Origin of the sequence: Tunturibacter psychrotolerans (assembly GCF_040359615.1) — a bacterium.
Classification (GTDB): Bacteria; Acidobacteriota; Terriglobia; order Terriglobales; family Acidobacteriaceae; genus Edaphobacter; species Edaphobacter psychrotolerans.
In genome coordinates, this window is the sequence record NZ_CP132942.1 from 2,101,198 (window position 1) to 2,113,666 (window position 12,469).

General features: G+C 57.6%; 11 protein-coding genes and 1 tRNA gene. 8 read left to right on the plus strand and 4 right to left on the minus strand.

Going from position 1 to position 12,469, the window contains the following annotated elements:
- Window positions 1–54: 54 nt before the first annotated feature.
- From RBB77_RS08690 to RBB77_RS08700, 3 genes are all read left to right on the plus strand, one after another.
- On the plus strand, window positions 55–1,947 hold the full coding sequence (locus RBB77_RS08690) for a M14 family metallopeptidase (RefSeq protein ID WP_353066511.1): 1,893 nt from the start codon (window positions 55–57) through the stop codon (window positions 1,945–1,947).
- 47 nt (window positions 1,948–1,994) lie between these two features.
- Window positions 1,995–2,426, plus strand: coding sequence for a hypothetical protein (locus RBB77_RS08695; protein WP_353066512.1), 432 nt, complete (start codon window positions 1,995–1,997; stop codon window positions 2,424–2,426).
- A gap of 111 nt (window positions 2,427–2,537) precedes the next feature.
- Window positions 2,538–4,451 (plus strand): CocE/NonD family hydrolase, encoded by a 1,914-nt coding sequence (locus RBB77_RS08700; RefSeq protein WP_353066514.1) that lies wholly within the window; start codon window positions 2,538–2,540, stop codon window positions 4,449–4,451.
- Window positions 4,452–4,512: 61 nt separating this feature from the next.
- Here RBB77_RS08700 and RBB77_RS08705 read toward each other — a convergent pair whose 3' ends face one another.
- Window positions 4,513–5,286 (minus strand): SDR family oxidoreductase, encoded by a 774-nt coding sequence (locus RBB77_RS08705; protein ID WP_183976068.1) that lies wholly within the window; start codon window positions 5,284–5,286, stop codon window positions 4,513–4,515.
- Between the two features lie 170 nt (window positions 5,287–5,456).
- On the opposite strand from RBB77_RS08705, the gene RBB77_RS08710 reads away from it, so the two are divergent.
- Window positions 5,457–6,011, plus strand: coding sequence for a TetR/AcrR family transcriptional regulator (locus RBB77_RS08710; RefSeq protein ID WP_353066516.1), 555 nt, complete (start codon window positions 5,457–5,459; stop codon window positions 6,009–6,011).
- A 25-nt stretch (window positions 6,012–6,036) separates the two neighbouring features.
- On the opposite strand, the gene RBB77_RS08715 is transcribed toward RBB77_RS08710, so the two are convergent.
- The gene (locus RBB77_RS08715) at window positions 6,037–7,335 is read right to left on the minus strand and encodes a M24 family metallopeptidase (RefSeq protein WP_353066518.1); all 1,299 of its coding nucleotides are present in this window, start codon (window positions 7,333–7,335) and stop codon (window positions 6,037–6,039) included.
- 67 nt (window positions 7,336–7,402) lie between these two features.
- Between RBB77_RS08715 and fbp the strand changes: the two genes are divergently transcribed.
- From fbp to RBB77_RS08735, 4 genes are all read left to right on the plus strand, one after another.
- Complete coding sequence (fbp, locus tag RBB77_RS08720) at window positions 7,403–8,419, plus strand: class 1 fructose-bisphosphatase (RefSeq protein WP_353066520.1); 1,017 nt, start codon at window positions 7,403–7,405, stop codon at window positions 8,417–8,419.
- Complete coding sequence (locus RBB77_RS08725; RefSeq protein WP_353066522.1) at window positions 8,416–8,679, plus strand: hypothetical protein; 264 nt, start codon at window positions 8,416–8,418, stop codon at window positions 8,677–8,679. The genes fbp and RBB77_RS08725 overlap by 4 nt, the downstream gene beginning before the upstream one ends.
- A 118-nt stretch (window positions 8,680–8,797) precedes the next feature.
- A tRNA-Ala gene (locus tag RBB77_RS08730) sits at window positions 8,798–8,873 on the plus strand.
- A 124-nt stretch (window positions 8,874–8,997) separates the two neighbouring features.
- Window positions 8,998–9,339, plus strand: coding sequence for a hypothetical protein (locus RBB77_RS08735; RefSeq protein ID WP_353066524.1), 342 nt, complete (start codon window positions 8,998–9,000; stop codon window positions 9,337–9,339).
- Between the two features lie 105 nt (window positions 9,340–9,444).
- Here the strand turns inward: RBB77_RS08735 and RBB77_RS08740 are convergent, their stop codons facing one another.
- Together RBB77_RS08740 and RBB77_RS08745 are read right to left on the minus strand one after the other, a co-directional pair.
- The gene (locus tag RBB77_RS08740; RefSeq protein WP_353066526.1) at window positions 9,445–11,226 is read right to left on the minus strand and encodes a hypothetical protein; all 1,782 of its coding nucleotides are present in this window, start codon (window positions 11,224–11,226) and stop codon (window positions 9,445–9,447) included.
- A 333-nt stretch (window positions 11,227–11,559) separates the two neighbouring features.
- Window positions 11,560–12,390 carry a cytochrome c oxidase assembly protein gene (locus tag RBB77_RS08745; protein ID WP_353066528.1) on the minus strand — a complete coding sequence of 277 codons (831 nt, stop codon included), beginning with the start codon at window positions 12,388–12,390 and terminating at the stop codon, window positions 11,560–11,562.
- Between the last annotated feature and the right edge of the window lie 79 nt (window positions 12,391–12,469).

Here is a 12,469-nt window from a genome sequence, read left to right on the forward strand (position 1 = left end):
CGAAGATGCTAGCGTGTTCGTAGAGAGTTGTTAGTACGAGGAGTCGGGATGCGAGTGGGTTCGAGATTTGGCTTGGGTTTGATGGCGGCTTTGGCTTTAAGTGGAGCGGCGAAGGGGCAAACGGTCAGTGAGGCGAGTTTGCAGCCTCGTGCGAGCAAGGTCGCAAATTGTTCGCCTGGTGGCGACTCGGAGTGGCTTACGCCAGCTGAGAAGACCTGCTATGCGACGACACCGGACTATACGGAGACGATGGCCTATTTGAAGCGTGTGCAAGCGGCAACCCCGGGGCAGGTGCGGATTGAGTCGTTTGGGAAGACGGGCGAGGGGCGAGAGCTTGATGTGGTGGTGGTTTCGCGGGATGGGGTGTTCGATCCGGCGGCGATTCATGCGGCTAAGAGGCCGATTTTGTTGGTGCAGAACTCGATTCATGCGGGTGAGATGGATGGGAAGGATGCTTGTCTCGCGCTGTTGCGGGATATGGTGATCGCGAAGACGAAGGCTGGCCTGTTGGAGCGGGCGGTGTTTGTGTTTATTCCGATCTACAACGCGGATGGGCATGAGCGGAGGAGTGCGTACAACCGGATCAATCAGGACGGGCCGGCGGAGATGGGGTGGCGGGGGAATGGGACCAACCTGAATTTGAACCGCGACTATCTGAAGGCAGATACGCCGGAGACGAGGGCGTTTATGGCGATGTTTCATCGCTGGATGCCGGATTTTTTTGTGGATGACCATGTGACCGATGGGGCGGACTATCAGTACGACGTGACGTTCACGATCGACGATGGGCCGAATGTGCCGAGCGGCACGGCGAAGTGGGTAGATGAGGTTGCGACGCCGACGCTTGAGAAGTATGTGGATGCGCATGGGCATCTGGCTTCGCCGACGTACATCAATTTGGTGAATGACAATGATCCGGCGGATGGGCTGGGGTTCAATGATGATCCGCCAAGATTTTCGACGGGGTATGTGGTCTTGGAAGGCCGGCCGGGGATGCTGGTTGAGCTACATATGTTGAAGGATTACAAGACTCGTGTGACGGGGAACTACGAGATTCTTGCGGGGCTGATGGAGTTGATGAATCGCGATGCGGATAAGGTGATTGCACTGAATGCTGCCGCGGATAAAGAGGCTGAGAATCTGGGGGCTCATCCGTTGGGCAATGTGAGGTATCCGCTGGCGTTGGGTTGGGGCGGGGAGACGACGCCGTTTTTGTTTCGCGGATACAGGTATACGCGGGAGCTAAGCGCGGTTTCGGGGGCGATGCGGGTGGAGTATTCTCATGAGCCGTGGAACGTTTCGCTGCCGTTTCAGAAGGGCTTCAAGGTGACGGTGGATACGAAGGTGCCGGCCGCTTACATTATTCCTGTGCAGTGGACGAAGGTGATTGATGTGTTGGCTGCGCACCAGGTCCAGATGGAGCGGACTACGGCCGCGTGGACGGGGGATGTCGAGACGTACCAGTGCGCGGGGATGGCGTGGCAGGAACCTCCGTTTGAGGGACGGCATCCGACGTTCAATGGCGAGGCGGCGCATGATCCGGGGAAGTATGGGAGCTGCGTGGTGGTGCGGGAGAAGATGAATTTTCCAGCGGGGTCGGCGGTGGTGCGGCTGAATCAGAGGTTGTCGAAGGTGGCGCTAGAGTGGCTGGAGCCGGCGGCGCCTGACTCTGCGCTGCAGTGGGGGTTCTTCGATTCAATCTTTGAGCAGAAGGAGTATGGCGAGGCGTATGTGTTGGAGTCTCTGGCGCGGGAGATGATGGCGAAGGATCCGAAGTTGAAGGCGGAGTTTGAGAAGAAGGTGGCGAGCGATCCGGCGTTTGCGGGAAACTCGTATGCGCGGCTGGAGTTTTTTTATGACCGCACACCATGGTTTGCAGCGAATCGGGTCGGGCAATATCCGGTGGGGCGTTTGCTGAGTCTTGATGGAGTACCAATGGCGTGGTGATTGCTGGTGATGGTCTAAGATGGTGGCCTTCGGGAACGAGGTGAGCGATGCACGATCTTGTGGTCGATCTTGTGATTGTTGCAGTGTGCGGAGCGGTTGGCGGCTTCGTGAATGTGTTCATTGGCGACTCCGGGCTTCACCTGCCGACAATAGAACAGGGTATCTTTCGCCCTGGATACATCGGAGTTGTGCTTGTTGGATTGGTTGCTGCACTTGGAGCGTGGCTTGCGACGCAGACGGCTACTCTGACTGGCAACATGACGCCGTCACCGCCGGTTGTACTGAGGTTGTCTGAGCTGAGCACCGCGATTATTGTGGGTTTTGGCGGGGCGCGATGGTTCAAGTCGGAAACGGAGACTACGGTCTTTCGCAAGACGGCGGCGGTTGCTGCGGGGAAGTCGGCCGATAGCGAAGCGGCTGCAACGATCGCTTCGGGAACGGCGTTTGAGGCTCTGTCGGCGGCGAATCGAATGCTTTGACCGAAATGACAAGGCTTCCTGGGTGGCCAAGCCTGGCGTGAAATATCGTATGTCAGAAGTGGTGTGGCCACTATAGACTTTTTCTATTCTGTTTTTTCCTTCGAGGGATTGATGAGAAGCAAGATCGTGCTGGTGCTTTGTTTGTTGGCGGTTGGTCGAGGAGTGCTTGGGCAGGCTGCTGCGGCGCCGAGTGAAGAAGAGTTCGTCAAGACGCACTATGCGAAGTATGAGTACCGGATCCCGATGCGGGACGGGGTGAAGTTGTTCGTGTCGGTGTATACGCCACTGGCTGGAGCGTTCAAAGATGCAGGGCCGTATCCATTTTTGATGACGCGGACACCGTATAGCTGCGCGCCCTATGGTGAAGACCAGATGCCGAAGCGTTTGGCGCCCAGCCAGGAGTTGTTAGAGTCGGGCTATATCTTCGTTTGTGGGGATGCGCGCGGGCGGTACGAGAGCGAGGGCGTATTTCAGGAGATGAATGCGCATATCGACGATAAGAAGTCGAACAAGGATGTGGATGAGTCGACGGACATGTACGACACTGTCGAGTTTCTGCTGAAGCACGTGGAAAATAACAACGGCAAGGTTGGGATTACAGGAATCAGCTATCCGGGGTTCTATACGTCGGCGAGCATCATCGATTCGCATCCGGCGATCAAGGCGGCTAGTCCACAGGCTCCGATGACGGATCTGTTTTTCAACGACGATGCGTACCATGGCGGCGCGTTTATGTTGTCGGCCAACTATGGGTTTTATGTGTTCTTCAAGCCACAGAAAAATCCGACGCTGCCAGATAAGGGAGAGTATTCGGAACCTAGTGGGCCTGATAGTTACAAGTTTTATTTGAAGGCAGGGCCGACAGAAAATCTGGATAAGAAGTTCGACGGGACGAACTTCTTATTTCATGACCAACTGGTGCATACGACGTATGACGATTATTGGAAGAAGCGCAATCTGTCGGTGCACATGAAGAATGTTCATGCGGCGGTGATGACGGTCGGCGGGTGGTTTGACGCAGAGGATCTTTCGGGGCCATTCAAGACGTTTCATGCGATCGATGAGTTCAATCCGGGGTCAGTGAATACGCTGGTGGTTGGTCCCTGGACGCATGGTGGATGGGCTCGAGCAGACGGTGATCGTCTTGGAGATGTGACTTTTAATTCGAAGACGTCTCTGTTTTTCAGGGAGCAGATTCAGTTTCCGTTCTTCGAACACTATCTGAAGGGGCACGACGGCGGGGTATTGCCGAAGGCTTATGTATTTGAGACGGGCAGTAATGTCTGGAAAAAATATGATGCGTGGCCACCTAAGTCTGCGTCGGCGAAGACACTTTACTTTCGTGATGGCGGCAAGTTGAGCTTCGAGGCTCCTTCAGAGAACACAGGAGTGGATGAGTATGTGAGCGATCCGGCGCATCCGGTGCCGTTTGTGGGTTACACAACGGATACGGTGCCGCAGCGGTATATGGACGACGATCAGCGGTTCGCTTCGCGGCGGCCGGATGTGTTGACCTACGAGACCGAGCCGCTGACCGAAGACGTGACGATCGCGGGGCCCGTGCGGCCTAAGTTGAAGGTGGCTTCTACCGGGACCGATGCGGATTTTGTGGTGAAGCTGATTGATGTCTATCCGAATGATTATCCCGATCCGCCTGCCGATGCTGTCGGCAAGCGAGTGTTGGGAGCGGCTCCGATTTTGATGGGCGGATATGAGCAGTTAGTGCGGGGCGAGCCGATGCGCGCGAAGTTTCGCGATAGCTGGGAGAAGCCAACGGCACTGACGCCAGGGAAGATGGTGGAGGTGAACTCGGAGATGCCGGATGTTAACCACACGTTCCGCACGGGGCACCGAATTATGGTGCAGGTGCAGAGCTCGTGGTTTCCGTTGGTCGATCGGAATCCGCAGACGTTCGTCGATATACCCTTCGCGAAGCCGGGGCAGTTTGTGAAGGCGACGGAGAGTGTTTATCGCAATGCTGGCGCGGCGAGTGGAGTTGAGGTGCTGGTGGTGCCGCAGCACTGATTGCTGGGAAGTCGTAGAACTGACGGGCGATCGTGAGAGTTTTCGCGATCGCCCGTTGTGTTTAACCGCGGAACGCTGGTCCACCGAAGGGCGTGCCTACGGATCCACCGTCTACGAAAAACTCGACAGCGTTGACGTAGGAGGAGTCATCGGAGGCGAGAAAGAGGATTGCTTTTGCGAGCTCTTCTACTTTGCCGAAGCGACCCAGGGGAATGGTGGAGGCGATACGCTTTGCGAGCTCACCGGCTTCTTCTGCGGAGCGTTCGTTGCGGCTCCAGATGGGGGTTTCCGTAGCGCCGGGTGCGACGACGTTGACGCGGATATTTCGTGGGGCTAGATCGCCGGCGATGGAGCGGGCCATGCCGCGGAGTCCGGCTTTGCTGGCAGCGTAGGCGGCGTAGCCGGGTTGGCCCAGGGTGCCGATGACGGAGCCGTTGAAGATGATTGAGGCGCCATCGTTGAGGAGTGGGACCGCTGCTTCGACGGTGAAGAAGGCTCCGGTGAGATTGATGCGGATGATGTTTTCGAAGACGGCTTCGTCGGTGCTGCCAGTTTTGGTCTGTCCCGCGATTCCTGCATTGGCGAAGACGATGTCGAGATGGCCGAAGTCTTTGGCGATTTTGGCGAAGAGGTCTTTGCGAGCAGCCGAGTCGGTGACGTCGGCGCGGTAGGCTTTCGCTTTTGGCCCGAGCAGCTTGACGGCTTCGTCGAGAGTCTTCTGGTCACGGCCTGTGATGGCGACTTCTGCGCCTTCTTTTATGAAGAGCTGAGCGGTGGCGAGGCCGATGCCGCTGTTTCCGCCTGTGATGAGAGCTTTCTTTCCTGCGAGTTTCATTGGTTCCTACTCCTTTACCTTCGAGGTCACTGAATTTGAGTATGGGCCGTTTGAGTTGGTGGCGACTCAGAGCTAATATTTTATACATGATGATTGTCATGCATAACGTTCTTGTAAGCATGATGCTTGTCATGAATAATGTCAAGAGCAGGGATTTGGGAGGTGGTGTGATGAGATATCCGGCGGTTGAGACGGCTGAGAAACACGAGAGGATTTTGAATGAAGCGGCGCGGCTATTTCGCGAGCGAGGGTTTTCAGGTGTGAGCGTGAGCGAGATTATGAAGGCGACCGGTTTGACGCACGGACCTTTTTATAACCACTTCGATTCGAAGGAAGCGTTGATGGCAGACAGCGTGATGCACGGAATGCAGACGACGCTCGACGGGCTGGAGGAGACGGAGGGTTCGGCGAAGGGTTGGACGGACTATCTCAAGCGCTATCTGAGCGTGGCTCACCGCGATGCTTGTGGCGCGGGATGCACGATGGCGGCTCTTGCAGCGGAAGTGCGGCAGGAGCCGCTTGTGCGGGGCCCGTTCACGGCGCGGTTGAAGGCGGTGGTGGAGGCAATGGCATCGCATTTTCCGTGGAGCTCGAAGCGCGCGGCGCGGGGGGATTCGATTCGGGCGCTGTCGTCGATGGTTGGTGCGATGGTGCTGGCTCGGGCGGTGGATGATGATGCTTTTTCGGAAGAGATTCTGAAAGAGGCGCGGAAGGGGTTGGTGTGACCCGCTTCCGCTTCGCTTCGAAGAATCAGGCCTTGGCGAAGGGATGTTCGAGGGATGGGCTTTGTGGAGTGAACATCTTGCCGCCTGTTTCGGTTAGGTGCCAGTCGTCTTCGAGGCGGACGCCGAACTCGCCGGGGAGGTAGATGCCGGGTTCGTCGGAGAAGCACATGCCGGGTGCGAGCGGGGTCGTGTTGCCGCGGACGAGATAGGGCCATTCGTGGCCGTCCATGCCGATACCGTGGCCGAGGCGGTGAGTGAAGTGTTTGTAGTCGGGGCCATAGCCTGCGGCGGTGATGAGGTCGCGTGCAGCGGCGTCGATGGCCTGGCATTGGACACCGGGGCGAGCTGCGGCGAGGGCCGCGGATTGGGCTTTGAGAACGATATCGAAGACCTTGCGGGCTTTGTCGAGTTTGGCAATGGTGGGATCACCGAGGACGAACGTGCGTGAGATGTCGGATTGATAGCCTTCGACGGTGCAGCCGTCATCGATGAGGATGATCTCGCCTTCGCGGATGATTTGCGGTTGCAGGGAGCCGTGGGGAAGCGCGGAGTACTCGCCAACCTGACAGCTGGCGTCGCCGGTGACGCCGCAGCGGGTGTATGCGGCGTCGACGAGTTGTGAGAATTGGCGGTTGGTCATGCCGGGTTGTGCGGATTCGTAGCAGGCTTTGTAGACGGAGAGGGTGATGTTGTTGGCGAGCTGCATGAGAGCTAGCTCGGCGGGGGTTTTGATGCTGCGGCAGCCGTAGGTGATGGGGGTGGCGCTGGTGGTGGTGAGGGTGGGGCTGGTGTGGGCGATGCCGTCGGCGAAGACGAATTGGGTGCGTTCTTCGATGCCGATCTTCCCGGAGGCGAGGCCCGATTCCTTAAGGGCTTTGGCGAGGAGTTGGTAGGGGTCCTCGTCTTCGTTCCAGGTGTAGACACGGGTGGTGGAGGCGGAGGGTAGGGTGGCGGGTTTGGCTTCCATGCGTTCGCGTACGCGGCCTTCTTCAAAGACGGGGCAGACGATGAAGGGAGCGCCAGTTGCGGGGAGGGTCCATGCGAAGAAGCGCTCGGACTGGCCCCAGCGGAGGCCGGTGAAGTAGGTGAGCGACGTGCCGGTGGTGATGACGATGGCGTCGATTTTGTTCTGGTGCATGAGGGCGCGTGCGCGGTCGAGGCGCTGCTCGCGCTCGGCGAGGGTGATGGGGACGGCTTCGGCGCGGCGGTTTGTCAGGGCGGCGATGGCGGGAGGGAGTTTCTCTGATTGCTGAGCTTGTGCGGTGAGCGTGAGGGCGGGAGTGGCTGCTGCGGCGGCTAGGAGGAAGCGGCGGCGTGTGGGCATGGGTGGGAATAGTGTACGGGGAGTTGGCGGGGCGTGAACTAAGATTAGTGGTGAGGATATTTGATCGATGGCGATGATAACGACGGTGCAGCAGCACATTTTGCAGCAGCAGCAGGAGATGCTGAAATCTACGGGGCGCGAGGCTACAGGGACATTCAGCTGGTTGCTGAGTGGGATTACTTTGGCCGCGAAGATGGTGGAGGCGAAGATTCGGTCGGCGGGGTTGAGCGATGTGCTGGGTGCCTTTGGCGCGGAGAATGTACAGGGGGAGGAGCAGCAGAAGCTGGATGTGTATGCGAATCAGGCACTGCTACATTGCCTGGGGCTAAGGGATAGCGTTGCTGCGCTGGTCAGCGAAGAGGATGAGCAGCCGGTGACGTTCAATCGCGATCCTGAGACGGGGAAGTACATCATTGTTTTCGATCCTCTGGATGGCTCATCGAACATTGATGTGAATGTGAATGTGGGGACGATCTTCAGCGTGTTGCGCAGGATGCCTACAGAGATTGGCACGCTCGAGGAGTCGATTTTGCAACCGGGGTTTCGGCAGGTGGCGGCGGGGTATGTGGTGTATGGGCCTTCGACGGTGCTGGTGTATACGACGGGGAATGGCGTGCATGGGTTCACACTCGATCCGACGATCGGGGCATTTGTGTTGAGCAACGAGAAGATGAAGATGCCGGAGCAGGGAAGTTACTACTCGGTGAATGAGGCGAATGCGGCGGGGTGGCCGGAGGAGTATCGCGGGTATGTGGAGATGCTGCGGACAGGTGGATTGCAAAAGGAGTACAGCTCGCGCTATATCGGGAGCCTGGTGGCGGACTTTCACCGGACGCTGCTGAAGGGGGGAGTGTTTTTGTATCCGCCAACGTTGAAGCAGCCGAAGGGCAAGCTGCGGTTGTTGTATGAGGCGAATCCGCTGGCGTTTATCGCGGAGCAGGCGGGCGGGATGGCGACCAGTGGTGCCGGGAGGATTCTGGATATCAAGCCGGAGGGGATTCATCAGCGGACGCCGTTTTGTGTTGGTAGTAAGCGCGAGATGGAGGCGCTGGTTGCGGCAGTGAGTCCGGCGAGGGCGAAGTGAGTTCTTTTGTCGCAGAAGTGATTGATATTCGTGAAGAGTCGCGCGTGGCGGGGCGGCAGCGATGGCAGATGGCGTTGGACCGGACGGAGTTTGGCACTGGCGATGTTGGTGTGCTGGAGGCTGTGGCTCGGAGTGGGGCGAAGTTGGTGGTGCCGGTGCTTGGGGTAGTGATTGAAGCTGGTGAGGTGTGGCACTTGGTGGAGAAGCCGCTGGCTGCGGGTACCGCGGTGACTGGGCGGGTGGGCGCGTCGGTGGAGTGACGCCGGGCTTTTTGGGTTTAAGCGCGGTTGAGTCGTGAGGGTTGTTGCTGATACACTCGGAGATGTTGTTTCGGCTGCGTTGTGCCTGCGAAAGCGGTGTGCGATGCGGGTTAGGTGGGGGGCTGTAGCTCAGTTGGGAGAGCGCCTCGTTCGCAACGAGGAGGTCAGCGGTTCGATCCCGCTCAGCTCCACCATAGAATTAACTTATAGATAGGAAGATCTGTGGCCTTCAGCAAGAAATTGCTGCGGGGCCAATTCGGGTCCCTAGCCCTTTCTCATCTCCCTTGACAACTGCTTACAATGTCTTCGAGGTGAATCATGCAAAAGCGTCCCCTAACAGCTGTCCTTCTCTTGGCAACGAGCCTATCCGCGTTTGCCGGAACTAAACTCGAAGGTACGACGACTCTCAAGGATTCCCAACCCTATGGAGTTAAAGATACAGAGCACAAACATCAGGCCTATGATCTTTCTTTTGAGGCGAAGGGGAAGAGTTATACCTGTCGGACCGACCCGAATAAATCTATGAACGCAACCGACTTTGTGGTTGGCACAGACATGACATACAAGATTGACGGCAACAAGGCAAAGATTAAAACTCCACAGAATAAAGAGGTGGAGTGCAAAATCGTCCGTGTGGAGGCCCTACAGAAGCTGCAGTAGCTGTTGCAAAAAAGCTCTTCCGCGAAGGAGGCCTCTTAGACTGTCGTGACGCCGCCAAACCGTCGATTCATTCGGATCCCTATATTTCCGTCTCGGTGCGATTGTCTATTCGCTGAGTGGCCGCGAGTCTGCGGATTGAGTGGGCGACTGCAGCTTCAAGATGAGAATCTGGCGTTGAAAGGGCGGCAGCCATGTTCTATACGGGACGGCGTCGAATTGCGAATCCGTGACACATGGCGCTTTTTGAAAGGCAAGAAAATAGATCGGATGAACGCTGGGTGTATGAGGGTCGAAGAGTGCAGCGCAGTTGGATGGAAGGCCGGGCGGAGCATATTGCAGCTCGATCCCGGCGGGGAGCTTTACGCGAGAATCCACCACGGTGCCAGCGTTGTCGATTTGGGTGAGTCCGTCATATTCAAACCCGGCTTGAAACTGTGAAGAGGAGATGTTTGCTTTGTGGAGCGTGTCGATGGCTGCGACGCGCGCGTTGTGCATTGCGAACCAGTCGTGAATGCCTAAGATCGTGAAGATGGAGAAGGCCACCAGCGTCGCGTAGCTCAGCGCCGGCAGTCGTGCAGACACTCGTTCCTGATAGAGGCGCAGGAGACACAGGAGAGCCAGAACGAACAGGGACATCAGGTAGCGATCATAGGTGTTACCCCACGCGCTTGGAATTACAAGGAGCAGAGTGTAGGCCACCGCGAAGGGTCCGAGAAGATGGAGTAACGTCTTCCATGACAGGCCCGAGGGAGGGGCAGGAGTGTTTGTATTTTCTTTGAGGATGAAAATGCAGTAGAAGAAATTTACCAAGGTGGCGATTACCACAAATGATGCAATCACCCGGCCCGTGTGATTGAAGGTCGTGGGAGGGGCGCCAATAAGGCTGTTGTTTGGGAACTGCACAACGCCCAGGCGTTCTATCATGTCCCCGGTCCAAGGCATGAAACCTTTTTCCAGGTCGTGATAGGTGATGCGTCGTAATAGATCTGTAGCGAAGAGAGCGACCAAGGTGAGAAGGGTAATGATCCCGGCTCGAAACCTTGGAAGCATAGTAAGCCAGGCTCCAAGCACTGGTAGGGTCAAGAGCGCTAGACACAGGGCCAGGGCAGAGGCGTGGTCGGTGAGTTGACGAGTGGTCGCCAGATTGATTGGACCCTGAATGAGTGGATACGGGACCGCGAATGGCTGATGCTTAAACCACTGCAGGCAGGCATAGATCGATAGCGCACCGATGAGCCAGAGCGCGGTGCCGGTAAGGAGAGCGCCCCGGCGTCGGCGGAGCATCCAAGCAGTCGTTGGCACCAAAATGAGCACGGATAACCAGGCGATCTGTCGAGCCGTTCCTCCGATTGTTCCTGCGATGCCTGCGCTTATCAGCCATGCCAGCATGGCGTGGTCGCTGGATGCGACGTAGGCTCGAAGGCATAGGTAGATGCAGAGCAGAATGACGAAGAAACCGCAGGTGTCGCTCATGAAGCTGACCGAGAATGGAGCGATGATTGGCGAGAGGCCAACTGTCAGGGCTCCGAAGTTAGCGTTGCGACGATTGATGCCGGAAAGTCGGAAGATGGAATGTGCGAGCCAGACACAGATGCCGGAGAGGGCCAGCGTCGACATGCGAGCGGAGGTGAAAGAGTATCCGAAGAGCTTGAGAAACGGGGCGGCCCAAACTATCTGCCAGCCAAGCATCGCCGTCGCCCATCCGTTGTAGACGAGGCGCCCTGTCCTGGCGAAGACAAATGCTGTTCTGAGATAGGAGCAGTCGTCGATCAATCCGATTTCGGTGAAAGGTTTCGCGGCCAGGACGGCCAGTACGGTGAATATGCTGCAAAACAGAGCGTCTGCGCGGCCTTCTGCAAACCAGCCCTTACCGGTTCCAGTTGCCATGCACTCTCCCTTCGATCTGCCATGTCGTACTGACGGCGATCGGTCTTGAGAGCCGTGTATTTCCCTGCGATCCCTGGAGCGTAAGGCTCACAGGACTTCCAGCTTGGAAGGTGGTGTCCGTGCGAGTGGCAGAGGGTTTATGTGCGGTTACAAACTCGCGGATTGCGGTCGTTGTTGTGGCCACGATGGGGAGGCAAGCAAACACGATCATTTGAAGGCGCAATTAGTTGAGGCGTTTCCGATCTTCGAGTTTTTTATGACTATAGCAGAGATAAAAATCATTGCGACCTAGCTCGTCATTGTCTGAGTACCCCATTTTTGCGGGGCCCGGATCTATGCCCTGCGGGTCTTCTCCTGATGCAAAAGGCGGAAGGTGACGAAGACCGCGGGAACGAGGAAGATGAGCGAACCCAGGACCCACATGATGACGGCGCCTGCGCGCTGGTCGGCGATTGGATCGATGTGGAAGGGGTTTGGGCGCTCGACGTAGGACGTGTAGACGGGGCGGTCGCAAAAGGCCAGGAAAGCTGAGAGTGCCGTGTTGACGATGTCTGCCAGGACCAGGTAGGGAAGCATGATCCAGCCGGGGTAGCGCGAGCTGGTGGGCCAGGGGCGGATGAGCGGCCACCAGAAGAGGATCGATGTTGTGAGGAAGCAGATGTGTTCGAACTCGTGCCAGTGTTCGTGCTCGAGCGCGAAGTCGTAGGCGGCGGGGAGGTGCCAGGCAAGGAAGGTGAGGTTCATCGCGAGCCACGCGACAACCGGTTTGGTGAAGAAGTGTCCGAGGTTGCGGAGCCACTTCATGCGCAGGAATGGGGCGAGCAGGCGCACGGTGATGACGTGAGGAATGCCGCGGAGGAGAGGGACCTGAGGGTAGCCGAGGAGGAGAAGCGGCGGGACGAAGGACATCAGGAGCAGATGCTCAACCATGTGGGCGCTGAGGAGCGCGTCGGCGAAGCCATCCATGGGTGAGGCGATGGAGACCCAGATGGTAGCGATGCCGAGATTGAAGGTGACGAGGCGCCAGGTTGGGAAGAGCGCGGGTCTTGTCTTGCGGATGGCGTACCAGCCGCGCGTGTAGAGGATGGCGGTGAGCAACAGCGCCGTTGTGAGGAAGATCGGGGGGGACCAATCGTCGAAGATGGCCCGGTATTCAGGAGACATTAGGGTAAGGATAGATCGAAGCTGGGACGCGTGCTGTGTGCGGTCGGGTTGAGATGACTGGAGTTCGAAGACCGCTGGC